This is a genomic window from Roseateles amylovorans (genome assembly GCF_025398155.2).
GTDB classification, from domain to species: domain Bacteria; phylum Pseudomonadota; class Gammaproteobacteria; order Burkholderiales; family Burkholderiaceae_C; genus Roseateles; species Roseateles amylovorans.
Map to the genome: position 1 here is coordinate 3,924,251 of NZ_CP104562.2, position 24,075 is coordinate 3,948,325.

Here is a 24,075-nt window from a genome sequence, read left to right on the forward strand (position 1 = left end):
CATCAAAAATCTGCGCTATGATGGCGGGCTTCGGAGAGATGGATGAGCGGTTTAAGTCGCACGCCTGGAAAGCGTGTGTGGGTTAATAGCCCACCGAGGGTTCGAATCCCTCTCTCTCCGCCAGAAGAAAAGTGAAAAGGGCCCTGAGCAATCAGGGCCCTTTTTGCATTCCAAGGCCCGGTCAATCGGCCACTTCAAACAGCTGCGTCAAGCCACGGCATCTCCACGGACGTCGGCCACGGTCACTGCAAAGTCAAAGACGGTTTGGGGCACCACCCACCTCGTGCATTTCCGCCACGCGCTCGCACTCACCGCTGCCGCCGAAGCCGGCCGGCGGAACGTCGATTGCCACCCCATCCGCAAGGACTCGCCTCGATCCGACGATGACGGTGACGGTCAATGACCATCAGGCCGCCATTCCACGGTCGAATCCGCCGCACTCATCCAAACCCTCGCCTCAGGAGACTCCGCATGATCCGAACGATCCGATTCACCCGTCCGCTGTTGGCCGCCGCCCTGGTTGCCCTGCTGCCCGCCACCGCCGCGCTCGCTGCGGAAACCTCGGTCACGCTCAAGGTCGCGACGCCTCAGGGCGAAGCCGGCCCGATCGGCACAGTGACCCTGGAGGACACCAAGTACGGCCTGGTGCTGACACCCAAGCTCACCGGCCTGCCGCCTGGGCTGCATGGCTTCCACGTGCATGCCAATGCCTCCTGCGCGGCCGCCGACAAAGACGGCAAGCCCTCGCCCGCAGAAGCGGCCGGCGGCCATCTGGATCCGAAGAAGACGGGCAAGCACGGCGAGCCCTGGGGCGACGGCCACCTGGGCGATCTGCCCCCGCTGTATGTGGATGGACAAGGTCAGGCCATGCAGCCCGTGCTCGCCCCGCGCCTGAAGGTTGCGGATGTCAAAAATCACGCCCTCATGGTGCATGCCGGGGGCGACAACCACGCCGATCATCCCGCGCCGTTGGGTGGTGGCGGTGCGCGCATCGCCTGCGGCGTGATTCAGTAAAGCCCGACGCCTGCCCATCGGGCAGCTGGTCAAGGAGGGCGCGCCGAGGCTTGGCGCGCCCGGCGCCGTGGGTCAGCCGGCGAGTTCCTCGTAGGTGCCGTTGGAGACAAACACCCGCACGCTGTCGCCGCCGGCCGCCTTGGCCTCGGTGCAGGCCAGCGCCGCGGCGCCCAGGACCGCATCCACGGTGTCCAGCGACGGCTGCAACTGCACCACGCCCAGGCTGGCCTTGACGCGGGTCCGGTGCAGCCCCCACCGCAGCCGATAGGCGGCAATCGCGGCGCGCATCTTCTCGGCCACGATCTGCGCATAGTGCAGATCGCAATCCGGCAGCAGGACGGCGAACTGGTCGTTTTCCAACCGTGCCACGATGTCGGACGCCCGCACCTTGGTCACCAGCATCTGACCCAGTCCATACAGGAAATGGTCCGCCACCTCGGCGCCCATGCCCTGCACCACTTCGCTGAAGCGGTCGATGTCGACAAACAGCACTGACACCGGCTCATGCCGGCGGCTGCCGACATGGTCGGCCAGGCGCCGTTCGATCTCGCGCCGGTTGTTCAGCTCGGTCACCTCGTCATGCTTGGCCGACCAGGTCGGCTGCAGGCGTTGGGTGCGGGCGGCGGTGATGTCTTCCACCACCCACATCGCCTCGCCCGAGGGCTGCTCCCAGAGCACCGGCGTCGCTTGCAGACGACCCCAGAAACGCGCGCCGTCCCGACGCACGAATTCGATCTCCTCATCCAGCGGCCGTCCCGCACTGAAGGCCGCACCCAAGCGGGCCTGCAGCGCCTGGTGGCCGGCGTCGGAGACGATCACGTCGCGGACATCGGAGCCGCTGAGATCGGTGTCATCGCCGTGCCCGAACAGGTGATTGAACTGCTCGCTCGCCACCTCGAAACGGCTTGCCGCGGTGAAGGCCACCGCCAGCGGCGCGCGCACCAGCAGCGCACGCATCCGGGCGCCGGTGTTCTCGTGGTGGGTGCCGGCGGCATCGGGTTGGATCTGCATCTCGTCTCCTCGTTACATCCACGGGGCATCGGCGCGCCCCCCAGGCAGCGCCGCACCCAGGTTCGGCGGTCGCTACCGAAGGTGTACCCGTTTTGGGCCGAGCTGGAAACCCCGGAGCAGACCCGGTTCAGGGTGTTGTTCGCGCGATCGCCGTCGCGCAGCACCTCAGGGCGGCGGCGGTGCGATCTGCTCGGCCCAGTCGTACAGCGCGGACAGGATCTCCTGCGCCCGCTCGTCGTCGGCCTCCTGGGCGGCTTCGGCCAGGGTGTCGATGCGCTCGAAGAACTGCTCCAGCGTCTGCACGCCACCGTCGCCCTGATGCAGGCGCACGGCGCAGTGCTGCTCCCAACGAGCGCGCTCGTCCGGACTCAGGTGCTCAGGCCAGTTGCGGGCGCGGTAGCGGAACAGCAGTTCCTCCAGACGCCCATCCTCGAAGGCCACCTTGCCTTGCGCCACCCGGTCGGCCAGGGCTTCGGGCGACAGCCCTCGCAGGCGCTCGAGCGCGCGACGATCGTCGCTGGACAGGAACCCGCCGTAAAGGTCTTCGTCGACATCCGCCCCACCCTCGCCCGCCGGTCGCTGGAACACCTGCTTCCAGCGGCCCGACAGCTCCGCGCCCCGCTGGGCCAGCGTCTCGGCATGGGCCAGCCCCTGCGCCAGATCCAGGCCCCACCGCTCGGCCATCTCCGGCGACAGGATCTTCAGCGCCGAAATCACGATCGGCGACTTGTTGACGTGGATGGTTTTGATCGGCAGCCGGGTCACGCCCTCCGGCAGGTCGTCCTGCTTGGTGTACAGGCGCTGACGGATGGCGTCCGCCTCCAGCGTCAGCAGTTCTGCGGGATCGGTGCCCAGGTCCCAGACAATCAACTCGTTCTTGTTGGTGGGATGGGCCGCCAGCGGCCACACCAGCGCGATGCAGCCACGCTCGGTGCCGTACATGCCGGAGATGTGCAAGAACGGCCGATTCGTGCCGATCTCAGCCCACACTGCATCCTTGCGCCGCAGCTTGAGGCAGAACTCCCACAGCTTGGGCTGCTTCTGCTTGATCAGCCGGGCCAGCGCGATGGTGGCGCGCACGTCTGACAGGGCGTCATGCGCTGCTTCATGGGCCAGACCGTTGGCAGCGGTCAGGTGCTCCAGCTTGAAAGAGGGGCGACCATCCTCATGCTTGGGCCATTCGATGCCATCCGGCCGAAGCGCATAGGCGCAGCGAACCACGTCCAGCAGGTCCCAACGGCCGCAGTCGTTCTGCCACTCGCGGGCATACGGATCGATGAGGTTGCGCCAGAAGAGGAAGCGCGTGACTTCGTCGTCGAAGCGGATGGTGTTGTAACCCAGCCCCACCGTGCCCGGACGCGACAGCTCATCCAGGATGGCCGCTGCGAACTGGTGCTCGGGCAAGCCCTGCTCGGCGCAGGTCTGGGGCAGGATGCCGGTCAGCAGGCAGGACTCGGGATCGGGCAGCGCATCCAGCGGCGGCCGGCAATACACCATCAGCGGCTCGCCGATCTCGTTGAGGTCCGCATCGGTCCGCAGGCCGGCGAACTGGGCCGGGCGATCTCGGCGCGGCACGCGTCCGAAAGTCTCGTAGTCGTGCCAGTAGAAAGTCATCTCATGCATGGGGCGGCACGATACCTCACCGCGGATCGGCGTCGCGCCGCTATCGATCAAAGCGCACCGACGCCACCGGCAGCGCGGGCGCTTCCCAGCGATAGTCCGGATGAAGCACATTGCGCTCCGCGGTCATGGTCTGCCACTGCAGGTTCAGCAGATCCGCCAGCGTCCAGGCTGCCCAGTCGGCCCGGAAGGGGCGCTGTCCAAGGTCCGACGGCCACGGCTGGGTGCTGCGCCACAGCAGCATCGGCACCCGGTAGCCGGCGGCCGTGCCCGGACTGTGACCCGCATGGACGATGTCATGTCCCACCTCCTGGCCGTGGTCCGACAGGAACATCCAGGCCGCCTGCCCGCCCGCGGGTGCATGGCGGCGGGTGAGCCGGGCGGTTTCCGCCACCACGCCGTCGTGGTAGCGCAGTGCGGCGTCATAGGTCTGTCGCAGCTCTCGCAGCCAGACGGGCCGCCCTGCCTTCTCCATCTGGGCCTCGACCGCATCGCCGCCCTCATCGAAGGGCCGCATCGCCGACGGTGCGCGCAGCCGGTAATGCGGATGGGCCCCCAGCAGATGCACCACGATCAGCTTGCGTGGCGCGGCATCGACCAGCGCTTCCTCGAGGCAGTCCAGCAATTCGCCATCCAGACTGGAGGTGGACCGGCCCGGCTCCCGGTTGATCATCTCCACCGTGTCCGCCAGTTGCGCATGCTGCTGGTCGATGGCGACGTCGTCATGGTTGCTCATCCACCAGACGCGGTAACCGGCGGCCCGCGCCAGCGCCAGGATGTGCTGACTGTGGCCGACCGGATCATCCTGGTCCCGGGCGCCGAAGCTGAAGATGCCGCTCAGGGACGCCACCGTGCCCGGCTCCACCGACCAGGCATGGCGCAGCGTCAGCCATCGCCCCGCCTCCTCCCGGCTGAGCGCCGTCAGCTGCGGGGTGGTGTCCCGACCATAACCGTAGAGGCTCATGTTGTCCCGGTTCACGCTGTCGGTCAGCACCAGCACCACGGTGGAGGGGCCGGCGGCCGTCAGCGAAGGATTCGCCGCGCGCGCGTTGGACATCAACTGCGCCCGCTGGCGGGCCTGATCAGACCAGCTGTCGCGCAGGTCATCGACCGACGCGGCCCAGGTCGGCCAGAACAGGGCCGGATGATGCCGGCGCCAGGGCTTGCTGATGTAGCCGACGCTGCCGGCGATCAGCAGCAGGATCAACACGCGACGGCCCATCCGGCCCACCGCCACCGTGTGCCGATTGCAGACCGCCACCCAGGCGGTCGTCAGCGACAAGGCCGCCAACAGCCCGGCCATGGCGATCCCGATCGCCACCCCCTGGGACTTCAGGTATTCCAGGGCTTCCCGGGTGGTGGTGTTGGCCACGGCGGCCAGCACCAGCGAGCTGTCGGGCAAGGCCTGGTAGCGGGAGCGCAGATAGGCGCGCACCAGTCCATCGATCACAAACAGTGCCACCACCGCACTGACCGTGATCCACCGCGCCGCCCGCCAGCCTCGGCTCGACAACGGCCAGCGCAGCCAGACGAAAAACGGCAAGGCCAGCAGCGCGATCTGCGCCGCCCGCAATGGCTCATGCCCCGCGAAGATCGCCGCCAGCACCACGCCGCACACGGCCAACCCGGCGGCCCATGGCGACCGCCCCAGGCGGCCAAGGATCTGCAAGCTCATCATGTGGACCGACTCACAGCGCCGTCAGGTGCTCATAAAGGATGGTGGCGCCGATCGCAAACAGCACCACGCCGCCCAGGATCTCGGCCCGCTTGCCGACCACCGTCCCCAGCACCCGGCCCAGCATGACGCCCAGCGTCACCATCACGAAGGTGGCCAAGCCGATGGCCGCGGCCACGGGCAGGATGTCCACATCGACAAAGGCCAGCCCCACGCCCACCGCCATCGCATCGATGCTGGTGGCGAAGCCGGTGAGCGCCAGACGCATGAAACTGTGACGGTTGGGTTTGTCTTCAGCCGCCTCGGGCAGCTCCTGCTTGAGCCCGGCGAGCACCATGTGAATCCCCAGTCCTCCCAGGAGCACGAAGGCGATCCAGTGGTCCCAGGCTTTCACCGTGTTGACCGCCGCCAGACCCAGGGCCCATCCGGCCAACGGTGTGAGCGCTTCGATCACGCCGAAGATCGCGCCGGTGCGCAAGGCTTCGGCCCAACGCGGCTTCTGCAGCGCCGTGCCTTTGCCGACGGCCGCAGCAAAGGCGTCGGTGGACATCGCCAGGGCGAGCGCGGCGGTAGAGAGGAAGTTCATGGGGGACATCCAAGGTCGGGCAGAGTCGCAACGACGCGCCACCACTGCCCGACCGAATGTCGTGCTGGCACATCGTTGGTCTCGCCAACCAGAACTGGCTGCCGGCGCCACGAGCCCGGAGAGGGTTCGAGTGTGTTGACGCAGGCGCTTCCATGCAACGGAAGCAGGCTACTCCCCAAAGAGAGGCCGCGATCCTATCAGGTCGTCGCGCCCAAGGCGATTCCCCGTCGTGGCAGCGGTCCCGCGGCCCGGCGTCGGAGATACTGCGGCGCCCCTGCCGGCTGTGGCGCTTGCCCACCGGCTTTTGCCCACCGGCGGTCGCCGACGCGCCAGCGGCATCCTTTGCCATTCACCGCTTCAGTTGTCCCACCCTACATCGAGGATCCGATCCCGTGACGCCTGTGTTGCCCGTGATGTCCGTCATGCCGCTCAGCCATCTGTTGCTGTGTCTGGCGATCCTGCTGACGCTGCTCCCTGTGACCGCTCCCTGGCCTTGGATGACGGTGCTGATCATGGCGGTCACCGCCGGCTTGATCCAGGGCCAACTGAGCATCGCCGCGCTGGTGCCGGTGCTGGCGATGCTGGCCTTGGCCTGGCTGGCGATGTCGGCGCATCGACAGCCCCGCCGCGAAGCCACCTTGATGGTCCTGATGCTGGTGCTGGGCCTGGCGCTCTCCCTGCACAAGCTGCCGGGGTTTGCCAATCCGAGCTACCTGGTGGCCAGCGCCGATGCGCTGCCGCCCACAGTGAAGTACCTGAATTTCGACAAGGGCGTCGCCGGACTGCTGATGCTGGCGGTGCTGATCACCCAGCAGCGCCAACGCCGCAACGGGGGCGTGACTCGGTGGGCTGACCAGCCGGGCCGACCGGTCAGCGGGCACAGCGCCTTCGGCGGATGGGCATTGCCGATCACGGTGGTCGCCACGCTGGCCGTGCCCTGGTGGCTGGCGGTGGGCAGCGGCCTGGGCGAGCCCACGCTGCGCTGGCCACCCAACGCCGCCCTCTTCCTGCTGTCCAACCTCTTCCTGACCTGCGTGGCCGAGGAAGTCGCCTTCCGCGGCGTGATCCAGCAACTGCTGGCGCGCTGGGTGAGCGACGACCTGCGCCACTGGCGCGGTTGGATCCCGGTGCTGCTGACCGCCCTGCTCTTCGGACTGGCCCATCTGGCCGGCGGCCCCGTCTATGTCGCGCTCGCCGCATTGGCCGGGCTGGGCTATGGCCTGAGCTACGCGCTCAGCGGCCGGATCGAGGTGGCCATCCTGCTGCATTTCGGGCTCAATGCGCTGGTGTTCTGCACCTTGAATGTGAAGCTGGGCTGACGCGCAGACGCCGACGGGCCGATCAGCCCTTCCTCGCCAGCCCCATCCGCTCGATGGTCAGGCGCTCGGCCTCGAAGGTGCGCTGCGCATAGCGGCCATAGTCCTCGGTGCTCATATAGAGCACGGGCTGGTAGTAGCGATCCAGCGTCTCCAGCAGATGCGGATCCTCCAGCGTGCGCTTGAAGGCGTCATGCAGCGTGCGGACGACCGCCGGATCGGTGCCGCGAGGCGCGCCGATGCCGAACGGCGAATCGCTGACCGTATCCCAGCCGGACTCCTTCACCGTGGGAACGTCCGGGAAGGCGCGATTGCGCTCCCGTCCCAGCGTCGCCAGAAAGCGCAGTTTGCCGGCCTTCACATGCGGCACGAACTCCGGCGTGCCGCTCATCACCGGCACGTGACCGCCCAGGATCGCCTGCATGATCTCGGCCGTGCCCTTGTACGGCACATCCTGCGTGGTGAACCCCGCCTTGTGCGCAAATTCCTCGAAGGCCAGATGCGGCGTGGTCCCGGTGCCGGTGTGACCGTAGATCAACTGTCCCGGCCGGGCACGGGCCCAGGTCACCATCTCCTTGAGGTTGCGGAACGGCGCATCCATCGTGCAGACGATGCCGAAGGTGTAGCCCGTCAGCCCGATCACATGCTGCAGGTCACGCACCGGGTCGAACGGCATTTTCTGCATGTGCGGCAGTCGATAGACCCCCAGCGGCAGTTGCGTGAGGGTGTAGCCGTCCGGCTTGGCCGTCAGCATCAGACTCGCCCCCAGCGTGCCGCCGGCGCCGGGCCGGTTCTCCACCACCACCGGCACGCCGAGCTGCCGGGCCAGGCTGTCGCCGAAGGCGCGCATCACCGCGTCGCTGGAGCCGCCTGCCGGCCACGGGCAGATCAGCGTGATCGGCCGGCTGGGAAAGCGGTCCTGGGCCCAGGACGGCAGGGTCACGCCGGCGGTCAGCGCCGCGGTCAGCAGGTTACGGCGCTGCATGGCGGGGGTCCTTTTGCAGGGAGGGGATGGCTCCGCACGTGGCGCGCTGCACGGGCGGGGTGGACATCGCGAGGCGACCGGACGGCTGCCTGCGGCCGGAGCGGCTGGTGCGCCTGCCCGGGGAAATGGCTGCCAACGCGTGACGAGGGAACTGCATTTGTATGGGATTTGTATGGGGTGTGTCGCTGCGGCGTTGTCTGACGAGACGGCGCGCGGGGGATGAGGATAATCGCCCGACCTTTACTCGTGCGAACCCATGGCGCTGCTTGCTCAAATCGTCCGCCCGCTGACCGCGTTCTGCCGCTCCTTGTGGGCACGCACCGCCGGATTTCGGGCGAGACTGGCCCAATGGCCCACCTGGAAGCGGGTCGCCTTGTGGTCCGGTGCCGGCCTGCTGGCGGTGGTGTTGATCCTGGGGGGCGCGGCTGCCGTGGTCTGGCCCGGCCTGCCCGACCTGGACCGCGTGACCGATTACCAGCCCAAGCAGCCGCTGCGTGTCTATGCCGCCGATGGCGAGTTGCTGGCGGAGTTCGGCGCCGAACGCCGCAGTTACCTTCCGATCGACAAGATTCCCCGTCAGATGCAGCAGGCACTGCTGGCGGTTGAGGATGCCAATTTCTATGAGCATCAGGGCATCTCGGTGCCCGGCATGTTCCGCGCGGCACTGGCCAACCTCACCTCGGGCCGCAAGCAAGGCGCCTCCACCATCACCCAGCAGCTGGCGCGGGACCTCTACCTCACCAAGAAAAAGCTCTACACCCGCAAGTTCGTCGAGGTGCTGCTGGCTCTGAAGATCGAGAGCCAGCTCTCCAAGGACAAGATCCTGGAGATCTACATGAACCAGATCTACCTGGGTCAGCGTGCTTACGGCTTCGAGGCGGCGGCGCAAACCTACTTCGGCAAGTCGCTGAAGGATCTGTCGATTGCGGAAACGGCCATGATCGCCGGCCTGCCGCAGAACCCGTACCGTGCCAATCCGATCAGCAACCTGAAGGCCGCCAAGAAGCGCCAGGCGGTGGTGCTGTCGCGGATGCAGGACGTCGGCATGATCACCGCCGACCAGGCCAAGCTGGCCTATGACGAACCGCTGAAGCTGCGCGGCATCCAGGACCAGCGGCTGCCCTATGGCCAGTATGCGGCCGAGATGGTGCGTCAGGTGGTCCATGCGCAGTACGGCGAGGACGCCTACAACCGCGGCATTCGGGTCTACACCACCATTCGCATGGACAACCAGGTCGCCGCCTACAAGGCGCTGCGCCGCACCTTGATGGATTACGAGCGCCGCAAGCCCTGGCGCGGCCCGGAAGGCACGGTGGACCTGCCCGCCGACATGGACGACACCGACATCGACAACGCCATCACCCAGGCGCTGCAGGAGCATCCGGACAACGACGATCTGCGCGCCGCCGTGGTGACCGAGGTCACCGGCAACCGCATCAAGGCCACGCTGTCCGACGGCGAGGACATCGACCTGCGCGGCGAAGGTGTGCGCAGCGTGCTGGCGGCACTGTCGGAGAAAGCCAAACCGCAGTTGCGCATCCAGCGCGGCAGCATCCTGCGGGTGCTGCAAGGCGCATCGACCAAGGAATTCCCCAAGGGCGCCTGGGCGGTGACCCAGTCGCCGGAGGCCGAAGGCGCGCTGGTGTCAGTCGAACCGGAAAGCGGCAAGGTGCTGGCGCTGGTCGGCGGTTTCGACTTCGCCCGCAACCAGTTCAACCATGCGACCCAGGCCTGGCGTCAGCCGGGCTCCAGCTTCAAGCCCTTCCTGTACTCCGGCGCCCTGGAGATCGGCGCCAGCCCGGCCACCCTGGTGGACGATGCGCCCTTCTTCGCCGGCGACTGGGCCCCGCGCAACTCGGACGGCCAGTTCGACGGCCCGATGACCCTGCGCCAGGCGCTGGCCAAGTCCAAGAACATGGTGACCATCCGCTTGCTGGAGCAGCTGACGCCGGAACGCGGACGCACCTGGGCCGGTCGATTCGGCCTGGATGTGGACAAGCAGCCGTCCAACCTGACGCTGGCGCTGGGTTCGGGCGCGGTCACGCCGATGCAGATGGCCAGCGCCTATTCGGTGTTCGCCAACGGCGGTTATCTGCTCAAGCCGCTGTTGATCACCAAGATCGTCGATGCCCAGGGCCAGGAGCTGTTCCGCGCGGAACCCGAATCCACCACCATCGATCGCCGGGTGATCAGCGAGCGCAATGCCTTCATCACCAGCTCGCTGCTGCGCGAAGTGGCCACCCGAGGCACCGCCTACCGCGCCAGCCAGGCGCTCAAGCGTTACGACCTCTATGGCAAGACCGGCACCACCAATGATGCGGTGGATGCCTGGTTCGCCGGCTTCCAGCGCCATGTGGCGACGGTGGTGTGGATCGGCTATGACCAGCCGCGCAGCCTGGGCGACCGCGAAACCGGTGGCGGCATCGCGCTGCCGGCGTGGATCGACTACATGCAGGTGGCGCTGAAAGGCTTCTCGCCGTCGGAGATCGGTCCGCCGTCCGAAGGCGTGACCCAGGCCGAGGGCCCGAACGGCCCGGACTGGGTGTTCACCGAATTCGCCGGTGATGCCGGCCTGAAGACCATCGGCCCGGTGCCGCCACCGGGCGGCGCCTCCGACGCGGCGTCTGCGGCAGTCCCTGGCATCGTGCCGACCCTGCCGCAGGGCGCGGCGCCCGCCACCGCCCCCGGCCCCGCCACGGCGGTGCCGGCAACGAATTCAGGGGCGAGCCCGTCGTGGTTTGCGGGCGAGAAAGGCGGCTGAACGGCGCGAGCTCAGAAGGTCAGCGTCTTCACGCCCTGCGCCGTGCCCAGCAGGCACACCGACGCCTTGTTGCGGGCGAACACGCCCACCGTGACCACGCCGGGCCATTGATTCACATCGGCCTCGAAGGCGGCGGGATCGGTGATGCGCAGACCCGTCACATCCAGGATCTGGCAGCTGTTGTCGGTCACGCAGCCCTCGCGCAGGCGCGCAGTACCGCCCATCGCCGCGAACCGGCGCGTGATCTGCGCGGCGGCCATCGGGATCACTTCCACCGGCAGCGGGAAGCGGCCCAGCGCGTCGACCAGCTTGCTCTCATCGGCGATGCAGACAAAGGTCTTGGCAAGGTCCGCCACGATCTTCTCGCGCGTCAATGCGGCACCGCCGCCCTTGACCATGTGGCCGTGATGATCGATTTCATCGGCGCCGTCGATGTAGACCTGCAGCGCCTCGACTTCGGAAGCCTCCAGCACCGCAATGCCCAGGGCCTTCATCCGCTCGGTGCTGCGGACCGAGCTGGACACCGCGCCGGCGATGCGGATGCCGCTGGCGGCCAGCGCGTCGATGAACTTGTCCACCGTCGAGCCCGTGCCCACGCCCACCACCGTGTCCGGCGTGACGTACTTCAAGGCGGCTTGGCCGACCAGGGTCTTCAATTCGTCTTGGGTCATCGGAGCGGGTTGGGAAGCGGTCATGGGATCGAACTCGGAGCTGGAAGCTGGAAGCTGGGGGAAAGGAAGGCCGGATTATCTCCGCCCTCACACCCCCAACAGGCCACCATCAAGCCGCATAGAAGCGCCCATGAAAACCCAGCGGCACCCAGTACGGCAGCCACGCGCGGGCCAGCGGGCCATCGCCCAGGCGCTCGGCATCGAACACCGTGGCGAAGCTGCGCTGGCGACGCACGTCGTAGCCCAGTCCCAGCAGCCAGCCCTGCCCTTCGCGGCTGCTGCCCGGACGAGGCACCAGCAGTTGCTCCTCCAGCAGCACCTCCTCATCGAACTGGAAGCGCTGCCGGGCGCCGGTCTCGAGGTCGAGCCGCATCACCCCATCGAAGCCCCACCGGTGGGGCTGCGCGAAACGGGTCGGGTAGTAGACGAAGCGATGGCGTTGGCCGACCACCCGAGGATCGACCACCGGGAACTCCACCGCTTCATCGCGGCGCTCCAATCGCGGTGCCCCGCCGCTCAGCGACAGCCGCAGCACCCGCGGCTGGGACGGCGCCGAGTCCATCTGCCGCCCCGCCATCAAGGCGGCGATGCGTTGGTTGAATTCCGGCAGCGGCGGTGCCTCGACATAGTCCAGCACGAGGTCATCGCCCTCATCCCAGGCATTGCCGAAGTGAAAGACCATGCTCGCTGGCAATTCCGCCCAGCGCGGCGTCAAGGTCGCCTTGTCCAGGATCAGCACCCGAGTGCCTTGCTCCGGCTGCCAACGCATCGCCGCCGTCATGCTGGCGCCGGCGCGCAACTGCGCCAGGTCCATCGTCAGCGGCGCCAGCAGGAACACCAGAAAGCGCTGCGAGACCGCGAAGTCATGCACCATCGCCGACATCGGCAAGGCCAGCGTCTGATGGGCCGCGAGGACGCCATCCGGATGGAATCGATAGACGGTCAGATGCCGCGCGGTGCTGCCGAAGTTCCAGACAGTGCCGTCGGCTTCCACCTTGGGGTGGGCCGAGAACGGCATGCCGCGCAAGGCCGGGTCCCAGGCGCGCGGACCGACGGTGTCCAGGGTGTCGGCGTCCAGCTCATAGGCGCTGCCGCCTTCCCACAGCGCATGCAGACGTCCACCCAGGCGCAGCACGCTGGTGTTGGCCACATTGAGGCTGTCCGCGCCCACGACCGGGCGCTGCGGCGGAATCGCGGTACCCAGCGTCGGCAGCAGGAAGCGTCCCGCCTCCTGCTCGGCCCGGAACTTGGCGGTGCGCACGAAACGCGCCTGATGGCTCGCCCGCCCCGCCTCAAAGCGCCAGGCATGCACCAGGCCGTCGCCATCGAACCAATGCCGGTAGCGCTCGCCGCTGCGGCTCATCAGGCCCGGGCCATTGCGGTAGAGCGTGCCCTGCAACTCGCGCGGCCAGCGACCCTCGATGCGCAGCTCGGCGGTGGCGCGATCCTGGCCGTCCCAGCCGCGCAGCGGCAGCAACTCCGGCGCTGCGGCCAGTGCGCGTTCAAAGTCCGCCGCCGACAGCGCCGCCGCGCCGTTCACGAGATGGGCCGTGTCGGCCAGCGCCTGCTGCGCCAGTGACCAGCCGCTGAGTGCCAACGTCGAGTGCGTCGCTCTGCGCAGCAGCGCCCGCCGCTGCGGACTGGCAGGCGACGCGGCCTGGTCGGCGGGCCGTCCGGCAGGATTCATCGTGGCGTTCAATGGGGCGTTCAATAGGTCGTTCAATGGGTCGTTCATTTCGACAATCGTCTCGGGCTTCATGACTGCGCTCCTGTGGAGGTGCAACGCAACTGGCGGCGATATCGGGCCGATATTGGGGCGATATCGGGCCGACATCCAGCCGACCTCCGTGCCTGGTCCATCGGGATGGCGCAGGCACGGCGAACCGGGGCCTTTCAGGGCATCGCCGGCAGTTGAATGGCGTGACGGGTGGTGCCCGCCTCCAGCGCGGCCTGCTCGAAGCGAGGCGGTCCGAAGTTGCCTTGGGCCTGACGAGAGAAGGCGAACGGTTCCAGCGGCATGCCCACCGGGTTGGTGTCCAACTTGCCGTTCCCATTGAGGTCCTGGAACACGCTGATCGCGACCGGACCGGCCGGCAGATCGCCGAATCGCAACACCAGGCGGCCGTCCACGGCTTCGGCCACGGCGACGCGACGCACCGCGACCGGCTTCTTCAGCCAATCACTGCTGTCGGCGAAGACCGCCACCATCAGCTGACCACGCTGCTCCTCGGCGCCGGCAAAGCCGCTCACCGCCAGTTCCAGGTCGGCTGCGTGAGCCTGGCTGGCCCATGCAGCGCCCAGCACGGCCAGCGCGCAGAGGGACTTCAGCGCTCGCCGAAGGGAGCGGGCAATTTCCGGCTTGGCGGAATGTGCGGCGGACGAGGCGGTCCGACGGTCGTCGGCCGGCGTGACAGAGGTGGCATCGAGGCGACGGTTCATGGCGGGCTCCAGTGGGTGGTCGATGTCGCCACTCTAGGAACCGGCCCCTGCCTCGACGAGCGACCTGAGACGAACCGAGCGCCCGCGGCGCGAGTGGTCGCCTGCACGGCGCCAACGGCACCCGGGTGTTCGCGCCGCCTGACCGCTCAGACCGGGGAAGACCGCAAACCGTAGACCTTGTCGCCGATGAACAGATATTCCGCCCGCAGGACGGCCTCGCCCTGCTCGGCCGGCGCGGTGAACCCGATCACCGCGACCTCGGTGCCGGGCTTGATCTCGTCCACGGCCCAGGCCTGCATGCGCGTCAGCGGCGCCAGCTCGACCTCCCAACGCCGGTCCCGGCGCGTGGGCACTTGCACCTTCGCGAGCAAGGCGGCGGAGTCGACGGCGGCGCTTTGGCGCGGCAGCGTGCGCTGCTTCAGGTCGGCGGGCAGGCTGAGCCGCTCCGGCAGATCCAGCATCAGCTCGACATGCGGATTGCGCCAGGCCACCTGGGTGGCGCGCCCGGCGAGGTAGAGCGGTCGGTCCTGATCGAACCCGCTCCAGCCGTGGTGGGCCCGCACGGGCAGGCTCCACAGCGGGGCCGATGAGAGGACGGTCAACAGCGAACGACGTTGCATCAGAGTCTCCCAGAGTGATGGACCGGACCGGATCGCCAGCCCGCGCCGTGCCGTGCCGGCAAATCCGCATCCCGCTGCGGAGCCGCAGGCACTGGCGGCGGGACTGGCTTCGCGCAGCCGCCTTCAAACATAGGCGATCCAGCGCCCGCAGATGATGACGGCGATCCAAAGCACCAGCGACAGCAGGCATTGCGCGCGTCCCAGCCGATCCTGCGCCCGGACGCCGCCCCGCCGGTGAAACCAGGCGGCATTGAGGCCCGCCAGGAGGATCAGTGCCATCTTCACCCGCAGCGCGCCGTTGATCCAGAGCTCCTGCGGCTGGGTCGCGAACATCGCGGCCCCGGAGATCAGGCACAGCGCGAATCCGGCCAGTGCGGTGGGAATGGCGAGCCGGGCCAGCGCGCCAGGATCCACCTCGGGGCGCACGCCCAGGGTGCGCAGCTCAAACACCAGCAAGCCGCCGAACAGCGCGCCCAGGCCGATCAGGTGAACGACTTCGTAGGCGGGATAGGCCCAGGGGTGCGAGACGAGTTGGGCAAGCATCGTGCAGGAAGTAGATCACGCGGCGTGAACCGAACGGAAGCTAATCCGCACTTGAGAGCCAACCAGAATCGACTTTCAACGGATTTTTGTTTAATGTTCTCTTTATCCAGAAATTTTTCCGCCATCACGGATCGCGTCCCGATGCTTCGCCATTACGCTTTTTCCAATTTTCAGAGCTTCAGAGACCAGACCGTGGTCTCCTTCGAACTGAGTCAGAAAGCGGCCTCGCATGGATGGCAGGTGACCTCACGGGGCAACGCGCGCTTGACCACCGTCCTGGCGGTGATGGGGGCCAACGGCGCGGGAAAGACGGGCGCGCTGAAGCCCCTGGCCTTTGTGGCCTGGTTCGTGGCGCACTCTTTCCATCTCCCGGCCGATCAGCCCATCCCCATGAGCACGCATGCCCTGGCGACGGCAGAGCCCGCCCGGATAGCGTTGGAGGTCGAGGACACCGATGGCTGCCTGTGGCGCTATGAACTGGAGATCCGCGCCCAACGCGTCTTCCGGGAGGCGTTGTTCCGCAAGCGTGAGCGATTCAACTATGTCTTCGTCCGCACCCTCAATGCGGACGAATCAGGCTACGACATCAAGCAACAGGGCTTTGATTTCAGCCCGGCGGAAGCCCGCAAAGTCCGATTCAACGCCTCGTTGATCTCGACAGCCGCCCAATACGGCGTCCCTTTGGCACAGTGGCTGCGCTCCTTCGGGGTGGTCACCAACATCAATCTGGACGGTCGCAGCCACTTCGGCGCTCAGCACCTGGCGCAATCCGCCGAATTCTTCGCGCAGGATGATGGCGCCCGGCAACGCATGGTGGGGTTTCTGGCCTCCTGGGATCTGGGGGTCTCGGAAGTGGACATCGAGCGGCTGGACGCGCAGCGAGCAGACGGCTCTGTGGATCGATCGTGGCATGCGAAGGTGAAACACCACAGTGCCCTTGGCGAATTCGCCTTGCGCATGGAGCAGGAGTCCAGCGGCACGCAAAGCGCGTTCGTCCTGCTGTCTCGCTTGCTGCCAGTGCTTCGCGATGGCGGCTTGGCGGTGTTGGACGAGCTCGACAGCGATCTCCATCCGCTGATGATCGAGCCCATCCTCGACCTGTTCGCCAATCCGGCCACCAATCCGCATCAGGCCCAACTGATCTTCACCTGCCATACCTCGGAGATCCTGGATCTGCTGCACAAGAGTCAGGTCTTGCTCGTCGAGAAGACCGACGGTCACAGCCAGGGCTACCGCGCTGACGAAATCAAGGGCTTGCGCAGTGACGACAACCTGCGGGCGAAGTACATGGCCGGTGCGCTCGGCGGCATTCCGAGATTCTGATGATGCGACGCAACCCGACGCGCCATTCACGCCGCACCGCGCTGCTGGTTGGCGAAGGCCAAGCGGAGGTGGAGCTTCTGTCGCACCTGCGCTCGATCTACACCTCGGACAGGCAAGGCTGCCAACTCACCATCCGCAATGCGCGGGGGCATGGTGCTGGCCATGTGGTCAAACATGCCATCGCCCTCAAACGCCAGGCCGCCTTCGACCGTACCGCTGTCCTGCTGGACACCGATACGGACTGGACCCCTGCGACCCGCGTGCTGGCCCGCCGCCATGCGATTCGCATCTTCTCGTGCACGCCATGCCTGGAAGCCTGGGTGCTGGGCCTGATCGACGAACCCATTCGCCATGGCTGGACCACGGCGCAATACAAAGAGCGATTTGCCCGTCGCTTCGATGGCCCGGCTCATGCACCCGGTCTGATGGGCGCCCAGTTGCCACGCGCCGCGCTCGACCATGCGGCCACTCGCGACGCAATGCTTCCACAGTTGATTGAATGGCTCACCGCGAGCGAGCCGACGGGCGCCGCTTCATAGGCCGCCTTGCGCCGCCTTGGCTCAGGACGATCAACCCGCCGCCCGCTCCCGCCGCTGACGCACCGCCGCCGCAAGTTCGCGCAGCAGCGGCTCGGTCTGGCTCCAGCCCAGGCAGGCGTCGGTGATGGACACACCGGGCAGCAGGTCGGCCTTGGTCTGGCCGGTCAGCAGGTCCTGTCGGCCCGGCTGCAGGTGGGACTCGATCATCACGCCGGTGATGCGGGCGTCGCCGCCGGCGATCTGGGCGCCGACGTCATGGCCCACATCGATCTGGCGCTCGAACTTCTTGGAGGAGTTCGCATGCGAGAAGTCGATCATCAGCTGCTGGCGCAGGCCCGCCGACTTCAGCGCCTCGGCCGCCGCCTGCACCGAGGCCGCGTCATAGTTCGGTGCCTTGCCGCCGCGCAGGATCAGGTGGCAGTCGTCATTGCCGCGGGTTTCGAAGATGGCCGCCATGCCCATCTTGGTCATGCCCATGAAGGCATGGCTGGCGCGTGCCGCCAGCACCGCATCCGCCGCAATCTTGACCGAACCGTCGGTGCCGTTCTTGAAGCCCACCGGGCAGGACAGCCCCGAGGCCAGCTGCCGATGGCTCTGGCTTTCGGTGGTGCGCGCACCGATCGCGCCCCAGGCGATGAGGTCGGAGATGTATTGCGGCGACAGCAGGTCCAGGAACTCGGTCCCGGCTGGCAACCCCAGCGCGGTGACGTCCAGCAGCAGCTGACGCGCCAGACGCAGACCTTCGTTCATGTGGAAGCTGCCGTCCAGATGCGGATCGTTGATGTAGCCCTTCCAGCCCACCGTGGTGCGCGGCTTCTCGAAATACACCCGCATCACGATCAGCAGATCCTGCTTGAGCTCGTCCCGCAGGTCCTTGAGCAAGCGCGCATAGTCCATCGCCTGGCCGTGGTCATGGATGGAGCACGGACCGACCACGCACAGCAGCCGGTCATCCTGACCGTGCAGCACCGCACTGATCTGCTGGCGGGCGGCTTCCACCACGCGCAGCGAGGACTCGGGCAGCGGGAGCTGGTCCAGCAGCAGGGCCGGCGAGATCAGCGGCCGGACCGCGTCGATCCGGGTGTCGTCGGTGCGGGTGTCATCGCGGGTGCTGTCGGCAGAGCCGACTTCGCGGTCCTGCTGCGGGTGGTCAAGTGTCTTCATGGCGGCGGCGGGCTCTGGCAGGAGCCGGAAATGAGCCGTCGATTATCGACCCGCACCGAACCCTTCGCACGGGATGACCACGCGCACAACCCAGCGCCCCCCTCTTCCGGGGACCTGTCTTCACCGGGCTGTCGTCTGTCGATCCCGCATCGCCACCAGCGCCACCGCACCGGCCGAGACCGCAAAGCCCAGCAGCGCCTGGCCCGACAGCCGCTCCCCCAGCACCGCATAACCCATCAGCGCCGAGACGCCGGGGATCAGATAGAACAGGCGCGCCACCGCCCCCGCCTGCCCGCGCCGGATCATCACGAACATCAGGCTGAAGGCGCCGATCGAGTTCACCAAGGCCAGCCACAAGGTGGCGCCGACCAGCTCCAGGCTCCAGTCCGGCAGTGCGGGCTCGCGCCACAAGGCCAACCCCAGCACCGCCAGCGCCGACACCGCCATCTGGATGCCGCTGCCGCTGCGCAGGTCCATCCCGGCGCAGAACCGCTTTTGATAGAGCGTACCGGTCACCAGCCCGGCCAGGCCGATCAAGCCAGCGCCATAGGCCTGCCAGTCCGCGCCGCCCATCGGGCGCCCGGCGATCACCAGGGCCACCCCGGCCGCCCCGCCCAGCAACCCCCACCCCTGCAGCGGCGTCAATCGCTCCGCCAGCCACAGATGGGCCCCGAGCGCCGTGGCCAGCGGCATCATGCCGATCAGCAGGGCCGCGATGCCGGTGGGCAGGCCCCACTGGATCGCGCTGTAGACGCCGCTGAAATGCAGCACCTGCATCAGCAACCCCACCACCGCCAGATGTACCCAAGCCCGGGCAGTGCGCGGCCAGGGCGCGCGGGTCAGCACCGCGACCGCCAGCAGCACCAGCGCCGCCACGCCGAAACGCAGCGCCAGCAGGCTGAACGGGCCGGCATGCGGCAGCGCCAGCTTGCCGGCCACGTAGCCGCTGCTCCACAGCAGGATGAACAACATCGGCAGGCTCAGCGAGACCAGCGTCGCCAGGCCGGAAGGGGCACCTGGGACGGATCCCGATCCGGAGGGCTCGCCGACGACTGCGGCGAAGTCCGATCCCGACCCCGGTCGCGACTCGGATGCAGTTGTAGTTGCGGATGCGGTTGCGGGCGAGCCGCCACGTGGCATCGACCTCACAGGGCTAGGCGCCTGGGTCCGGGACGACGAGGGGGCGGATGGGAGCACGGTGGACGCCATGGCGTTCTCCTGCAGAAGGGTCGTAGGGCTGAGCGTGATGGCGGAGATTCGCGGCAGGGGCTGCCGGGGGTATTCCGCAGTGCTCGACGGAGAAACGAACTCTAAGAACTGCCTACCGAGGACACAATCCATCAAAATTTCGTTTTAGTGTTTCCACAAACACAACAATCCAACGCTCATGGGACGACTGGAAGATTTGCAGGCCTTCGCTCGGGTGGTCGACGCCCGCGGCTTCTCCGGCGCGGCCAAGTTGCTGGGCGCGACCAAGTCCGCCGTCAGCAAGCAAGTGGCGCGGCTGGAGCAGCAGCTCGGCACCCGGCTGCTGCACCGCACCACCCGCAGCGTGAGCCCCACCGCGGAGGGCCGCAGCGTGTACGAGCGCGCGGTGCGCCTGCTGGAGGATGCACAGGCGCTGGACGCCGAAGTGGCCGGCAAGCGCGAAGCGCCGCGGGGCGTCCTGCGGCTGAGCACCTCCACCGCCTTCGGCAACCTGCAGTTCACCGCGATGATGGTGGCGTTCTGCGCTCGCCATCCCGAACTCCAGGTGGTGCTGGGTCTCAACGACCGCTATGTGGACCTGGCCGAGGAAGGCTTCGATGTCGTGCTGCGGCTCACCAGCCGCCCCAGCCCGGGGCTGGTGGCGCGGCGGCTGGCGGACATCCGCTTCGTGCTGTGCGCCTCGCCCGACTACCTGGCCGCACACGGCACGCCCACCACGGTGGCGGCGCTGGCCGGTCATCGCTGCCTGCGCTTCGGCTATCTGCATGCGCCGGACCGCTGGCGCTTCGCCCATGCCGAGCAGGGTGAGGCGGAGGTGGAGATCAGCGGCACCTTGCGCGTCGAAAGCGGCCTGACCGCCAACAGCAGTGAATCGCTGCGGGTGGCGGCACTGGCCGGCATGGGGCTCGCCATCCTGCCGACCTATGCGATCGGTCCCGACCTGCGCGCCGGCCGGCTGCAGGCGGTGCTGCCGGATTGGACGCCGCTGGGCGGGCCGGCAGAAGCGAATGTCCTGTATGCGGTGTACCTGCCCAGCCGCTTTCCCAGCCCCAAGGTCCGGGCCCTGATCGACTTCATGGTGGAACAACTGGGCGACGTGCCGCCCTGGGAGCGGGATCTGACCGACGTGAGCGCCCGACCGACACGAGCGCCTGATACGAGCGCCTGATCCTCGCTGTCCGTCGCTGTCGCGCCCCTTCTCGTGGCCCTCAAATGACCCGGCCTGCGCCCGCCTCAGGGCGCGCTTTGCTCGCTGCCGGTCGCCCGCCCGCCTGTCGATGAGCCGTAAGAACTAGGGCGACTCCCCCATCACCCTTCGCACGAGGGCGGCAGGCGCCCCTGAAGCGCGATGCGACAATCGCGCCCCATCATGTCTCTGATTCCCTACGCCTTCGCCCGCCCCTTCCTGTTCGGCATGGATCCCGAACATGCCCATGAACTGACCTTGGGCACCATCGCCCGGTTGCAGAACACGCCTGCGCAATGCACCTGGGCGCAGACGCGCATCCAGGATCCGGTGACGATCGCCGGCCTGCGCTTTCCCAACCGGATCGGCCTGGCCGCCGGTCTGGACAAGAACGGTCGCTGCATTGACGGCCTGGGCGCGATGGGCTTTGGCTTCATCGAGGTGGGCACGGTCACGCCCAAGGCCCAGCCCGGCAACGACAAGCCACGCATGTTCCGCCTGCCGCAGAAGCAGGCCCTGATCAACCGGCTCGGCTTCAACAACGAAGGCCTGGACAGCTTCATCGCCAATGTGAAGCGCTCCCACAGCTTCCGCCACCACGGCGGCCTGCTGGGCCTGAACATCGGCAAGAACGCCGCCACGCCGATCGAACGCGCGGTGGATGACTACCTGATCGGCCTGGACGGCGTGTTCCCGCATGCCGACTACATCACCGTCAACATCTCCAGCCCCAACACCAAGAACCTGCGTCAGCTGCAGAGCGACGAAGCGCTGGACGCGCTGCTGGGACCGTTGCAGGCCCGGCGGCTGGCCCTGCAGGACGCCAGCGGCCGCCAGGTGCCGCTGTTCGTGAAGATCGCCCCGGATCTGGACGAGGACCAGGTCGCTGTCATCGCCGGCAGCCTGCGTCGGCATGGCATTGACGGCGTCATCGCCACCAACACCACCATCGCCCGGGACGCCGTTCAGGGCCTGCCGCATGCGCACGAGACCGGTGGCCTCTCCGGTGCCCCGGTGTTCGAGGCCAGCAACCGGGTGATCCGCCTGCTGCGCTCGGCGCTCGGCGGGGGTTATCCGATCATCGGCGTGGGTGGTGTGATGTCGGGTGAAGACGCGCGCGCCAAGCTGCAAGCCGGCGCGGACCTGGTGCAGATCTACACCGGCCTGATCTACAAGGGCCCGGCGCTGGTCCCCGAGTGCGCCCGTGCCATGGCACGACTCTGAAACGCAACCCTGACAAACGGCGCTGACGCACGACGCTGAAGCACCACGCCGACGCGCGACTTGCAAGCACGACATTGATCCCCGAGCCTCCCGATGGCGGTGCGAGCGACGCCATCGCGCCGCCATCGATACAATGCCGCTCGTGATCCGCTGGTTCCGCCTCTTCGTCATTGCCTTGCTGCTGCCGGCCTATGGTCTGGCCGCCGCCGGCGTGTCGACCTATTCAGGGGCCACACCTGACCCCGCCGCCTTTCGGATCGAAGGCCAACCGAGCGCGACACCGCTGATGCGCAGTGCCTCCAATGCGCTGCCCAGCCCCGGAAAGCCCATCGATCTGTCAACCTCCCCCGCTGTCGACGGCAGCCTCGACCGCAGCCTCGACGACAGCGGTCTGCTGGTCGGCGAGTTGGGCGACACCTCCGACGACATGTCCGATCACTGCCTGACCGCAGCGCCGCTGATCGCCTTCACCCCTCCCCAAGCGGCGCCCTCCGAGGTCGCCCTCCTGCGCGTGCCCGACGCGCCACCGGGCCGCCTGCTGCGACCGCCACGCGGCCTGCGCCGCTAGCGGCCACCGCCTCTTTCCACCGCCCTTTCAGCGCCCTTCACCGCCCTTCACGGCCCTTCACGGCTTTTGCCAGCGGCGCCGGCCGCCGTGCCGATCCCACTGGATTGGCCGCCGCCGAGGTGGTGAAGCGGGCGGACCGCCGCTCCCTCGCTGTTTCTTCCTTTGCCGGACCGTCGCGTCGCTGATACCAGCCGCGGCGGACCGGACCTTGACGAGGCCGCCACGGCCTCGTTGTCGTGCCTTCCAGCCGATGGCTGGCGGCACTGTTTGCTTCCGAGACTGAAATGGAAATTGCCATATTGTTCGCCCTCATCCTGCTCAACGGCCTCTTCGCGATGTCGGAGATCAGCCTGGTCACCGCCCGCAAGGCGAGACTGCAGCGCTACATCGATGAGGGCGATTCCGCCGCCGCTGCGGCGGTGAAGCTGGGCGAGGACCCGACGCGCTTTCTCTCCACCATCCAGATCGGCATCACCTCGATCGGCGTGCTGAACGGCATCGTGGGCGAGGCCGCACTGGCCGGGCCGCTGGCGACCTGGCTCGGCACCGTGGGCGTGCCGATGCAATACGCCAGCATCATGGCCACCGGTCTGGTGGTGCTGCTGATCACCTACTTCTCGATCGTGCTGGGTGAACTGGTGCCCAAGCGGGTGGGCCAGTCGAATCCGGAGGTCGTCGCGCGCCTGGTGGCCAAGCCGATTGCCGCGCTGGCCATTGCCACCAAGCCCTTTGTGGCCCTGTTGGCCGGCTCGACCAATGGCCTGTTGCGCCTGCTGGGCGTGAGCACCCATGGCGCGTCCGCGGTGACCGAGGAGGAGATCCACGCCCTGCTGGCCGAAGGCACCAGCGCGGGCGTGATCGAATCGCATGAGCACACCATGGTGCGCAATGTGTTCCGGCTGGACGACCGGCAGATCGGCTCGCTGATGGTGCCGCGCGGGGACATCGTCTTCCTGGATGTCGACAAGTCGGTCGAGGAGAACCTCGTCATCCTGAACGACTGCGACCATGAGCGGTTTCCGGTCGCCCGGGGTGGGCTGGATCACATCGTGGGCGTGATCAGCGCCCGCCAGGTGCTGACTCGGCAGTTGCGCAATGAATCCTTCCTGCCGGATGTCGACAAGGACCTGAGCACCGCCGCCGGCACCGGCTTCGAGCCGCCGCTCTACATTCCCGAGACGCTCACCGGCATGGAGCTGCTGGAGAACTTCCGCCGCAGCAATGTGCACATGGCGTTCGTGATCGACGAGTACGGCGAGGTGCAAGGCCTGGTCACCCTGCATGACCTGATCGAGGCGATCACCGGCGAATTCCAGCCGCGCGATCCGGCGCAGGCGTGGGCGGTCCAACGCGAGGATGGCTCCTGGCTGCTGGATGGCCACATCCCGGTGCCGGAGTTGAAGGATCGCCTGGCGCTGGACACCGTGCCGGAGGAACACCGCGGCCGCTATCACACCCTCAGCGGCATGATGATGCTGCTGACCGGCAAGCTGCCCCGCGTGGCCGACACCGTGGTCTGGGACCGCTGGCGCTTCGAGATCGTCGACATGGACGGCAAGACCATTGACAAGGTGCTGGCCACGCTGCTGCCGGAATCGATGGCCGCCGCCACGGACTGAGC

General features: G+C 67.7%; 21 protein-coding genes, 1 tRNA gene and 1 riboswitch. Of the genes, 10 read left to right on the plus strand and 12 right to left on the minus strand.

Annotation, left to right across the window (positions count from 1 at the left end):
• Nucleotides 1-32 precede the first annotated feature (32 nt).
• Nucleotides 33-123 (plus strand) — tRNA-Ser (locus N4261_RS16260).
• 348 nt (nucleotides 124-471) lie between these two features.
• Nucleotides 472-1,014 carry a superoxide dismutase [Cu-Zn] SodC gene (gene sodC / locus N4261_RS16265; RefSeq protein WP_290428825.1) on the plus strand — a complete coding sequence of 181 codons (543 nt, stop codon included), beginning with the start codon at nucleotides 472-474 and terminating at the stop codon, nucleotides 1,012-1,014.
• 72 nt (nucleotides 1,015-1,086) lie between these two features.
• Here sodC and N4261_RS16270 read toward each other — a convergent pair whose 3' ends face one another.
• The 4 genes from N4261_RS16270 to N4261_RS16285 all read right to left on the minus strand — a co-directional run bounded on the left by N4261_RS16270 (nucleotide 1,087) and on the right by N4261_RS16285 (nucleotide 5,906).
• A complete protein-coding gene (locus tag N4261_RS16270) occupies nucleotides 1,087-2,025 on the minus strand; it encodes a GGDEF domain-containing protein (RefSeq protein ID WP_261756330.1) in 939 nt (312 codons plus the stop codon).
• A gap of 165 nt (nucleotides 2,026-2,190) precedes the next feature.
• The gene (sbcB, locus tag N4261_RS16275) at nucleotides 2,191-3,648 is read right to left on the minus strand and encodes an exodeoxyribonuclease I (protein ID WP_261756331.1); all 1,458 of its coding nucleotides are present in this window, start codon (nucleotides 3,646-3,648) and stop codon (nucleotides 2,191-2,193) included.
• A gap of 40 nt (nucleotides 3,649-3,688) precedes the next feature.
• Nucleotides 3,689-5,320, minus strand: coding sequence for a phosphoethanolamine transferase (locus N4261_RS16280; protein WP_261756332.1), 1,632 nt, complete (start codon nucleotides 5,318-5,320; stop codon nucleotides 3,689-3,691).
• Nucleotides 5,321-5,333: 13 nt separating this feature from the next.
• On the minus strand, nucleotides 5,334-5,906 hold the full coding sequence (locus N4261_RS16285) for a manganese efflux pump MntP (RefSeq protein ID WP_261756334.1): 573 nt from the start codon (nucleotides 5,904-5,906) through the stop codon (nucleotides 5,334-5,336).
• Nucleotides 5,907-5,913: 7 nt separating this feature from the next.
• A riboswitch (yybP-ykoY riboswitch) is annotated at nucleotides 5,914-6,095 on the minus strand.
• A gap of 224 nt (nucleotides 6,096-6,319) precedes the next feature.
• Here N4261_RS16285 and N4261_RS16290 point away from each other — a divergent pair.
• A complete protein-coding gene (locus tag N4261_RS16290; RefSeq protein WP_261756335.1) occupies nucleotides 6,320-7,225 on the plus strand; it encodes a CPBP family intramembrane glutamic endopeptidase in 906 nt (301 codons plus the stop codon).
• Between the two features lie 22 nt (nucleotides 7,226-7,247).
• On the opposite strand, the gene N4261_RS16295 is transcribed toward N4261_RS16290, so the two are convergent.
• Nucleotides 7,248-8,207 carry a tripartite tricarboxylate transporter substrate binding protein gene (locus tag N4261_RS16295; RefSeq protein WP_261756336.1) on the minus strand — a complete coding sequence of 320 codons (960 nt, stop codon included), beginning with the start codon at nucleotides 8,205-8,207 and terminating at the stop codon, nucleotides 7,248-7,250.
• 256 nt (nucleotides 8,208-8,463) lie between these two features.
• Here N4261_RS16295 and N4261_RS16300 point away from each other — a divergent pair, with 256 nt between their 5' ends.
• The gene (locus N4261_RS16300; RefSeq protein WP_261756337.1) at nucleotides 8,464-10,968 is read left to right on the plus strand and encodes a penicillin-binding protein 1A; all 2,505 of its coding nucleotides are present in this window, start codon (nucleotides 8,464-8,466) and stop codon (nucleotides 10,966-10,968) included.
• Nucleotides 10,969-10,979: 11 nt separating this feature from the next.
• On the opposite strand, the gene rpiA is transcribed toward N4261_RS16300, so the two are convergent.
• From rpiA to N4261_RS16325, 5 genes are all read right to left on the minus strand, one after another.
• The gene (gene rpiA / locus N4261_RS16305; RefSeq protein ID WP_261760735.1) at nucleotides 10,980-11,639 is read right to left on the minus strand and encodes a ribose-5-phosphate isomerase RpiA; all 660 of its coding nucleotides are present in this window, start codon (nucleotides 11,637-11,639) and stop codon (nucleotides 10,980-10,982) included.
• 109 nt (nucleotides 11,640-11,748) lie between these two features.
• Nucleotides 11,749-13,398, minus strand: coding sequence for a carotenoid oxygenase family protein (locus N4261_RS16310; RefSeq protein WP_261756338.1), 1,650 nt, complete (start codon nucleotides 13,396-13,398; stop codon nucleotides 11,749-11,751).
• Nucleotides 13,399-13,532: 134 nt separating this feature from the next.
• Nucleotides 13,533-14,078 carry a DUF2141 domain-containing protein gene (locus N4261_RS16315; protein WP_261756339.1) on the minus strand — a complete coding sequence of 182 codons (546 nt, stop codon included), beginning with the start codon at nucleotides 14,076-14,078 and terminating at the stop codon, nucleotides 13,533-13,535.
• Between the two features lie 146 nt (nucleotides 14,079-14,224).
• The gene (locus N4261_RS16320; RefSeq protein ID WP_261756340.1) at nucleotides 14,225-14,698 is read right to left on the minus strand and encodes a DUF6152 family protein; all 474 of its coding nucleotides are present in this window, start codon (nucleotides 14,696-14,698) and stop codon (nucleotides 14,225-14,227) included.
• 123 nt (nucleotides 14,699-14,821) lie between these two features.
• Nucleotides 14,822-15,241 carry a DUF6644 family protein gene (locus N4261_RS16325; RefSeq protein ID WP_261756341.1) on the minus strand — a complete coding sequence of 140 codons (420 nt, stop codon included), beginning with the start codon at nucleotides 15,239-15,241 and terminating at the stop codon, nucleotides 14,822-14,824.
• A 51-nt stretch (nucleotides 15,242-15,292) separates the two neighbouring features.
• Here N4261_RS16325 and N4261_RS16330 point away from each other — a divergent pair, with 51 nt between their 5' ends.
• Nucleotides 15,293-16,564 carry an AAA family ATPase gene (locus N4261_RS16330; RefSeq protein WP_261756342.1) on the plus strand — a complete coding sequence of 424 codons (1,272 nt, stop codon included), beginning with the start codon at nucleotides 15,293-15,295 and terminating at the stop codon, nucleotides 16,562-16,564.
• Nucleotides 16,564-17,103 (plus strand): hypothetical protein, encoded by a 540-nt coding sequence (locus N4261_RS16335; RefSeq protein WP_261756343.1) that lies wholly within the window; start codon nucleotides 16,564-16,566, stop codon nucleotides 17,101-17,103. Before N4261_RS16330 ends, N4261_RS16335 begins: the two co-directional genes overlap by 1 nt.
• Before the next feature lie 30 nt (nucleotides 17,104-17,133).
• On the opposite strand, the gene N4261_RS16340 is transcribed toward N4261_RS16335, so the two are convergent.
• Nucleotides 17,134-18,267, minus strand: coding sequence for a 3-deoxy-7-phosphoheptulonate synthase (locus N4261_RS16340; protein WP_261756344.1), 1,134 nt, complete (start codon nucleotides 18,265-18,267; stop codon nucleotides 17,134-17,136).
• A 120-nt stretch (nucleotides 18,268-18,387) separates the two neighbouring features.
• Entirely contained in the window at nucleotides 18,388-19,239 is an 852-nt protein-coding gene (locus N4261_RS16345) for a DMT family transporter (protein WP_261756345.1), read from the minus strand.
• Between the two features lie 415 nt (nucleotides 19,240-19,654).
• Between N4261_RS16345 and N4261_RS16350 the strand changes: the two genes are divergently transcribed.
• From N4261_RS16350 to N4261_RS16365, 4 genes are all read left to right on the plus strand, one after another.
• The gene (locus N4261_RS16350; RefSeq protein ID WP_261756346.1) at nucleotides 19,655-20,644 is read left to right on the plus strand and encodes a LysR family transcriptional regulator; all 990 of its coding nucleotides are present in this window, start codon (nucleotides 19,655-19,657) and stop codon (nucleotides 20,642-20,644) included.
• A gap of 201 nt (nucleotides 20,645-20,845) precedes the next feature.
• Nucleotides 20,846-21,886: a quinone-dependent dihydroorotate dehydrogenase gene (locus N4261_RS16355; RefSeq protein ID WP_261756347.1), complete on the plus strand. Its 1,041-nt coding sequence runs from the start codon at nucleotides 20,846-20,848 to the stop codon at nucleotides 21,884-21,886.
• 142 nt (nucleotides 21,887-22,028) lie between these two features.
• Nucleotides 22,029-22,454, plus strand: a complete 426-nt coding sequence (locus tag N4261_RS16360) for a hypothetical protein (RefSeq protein ID WP_261756348.1) — start codon at nucleotides 22,029-22,031, stop codon at nucleotides 22,452-22,454.
• A gap of 284 nt (nucleotides 22,455-22,738) precedes the next feature.
• Nucleotides 22,739-24,073, plus strand: coding sequence for a hemolysin family protein (locus N4261_RS16365; protein ID WP_261756349.1), 1,335 nt, complete (start codon nucleotides 22,739-22,741; stop codon nucleotides 24,071-24,073).
• Nucleotides 24,074-24,075: the final 2 nt, after the last annotated feature.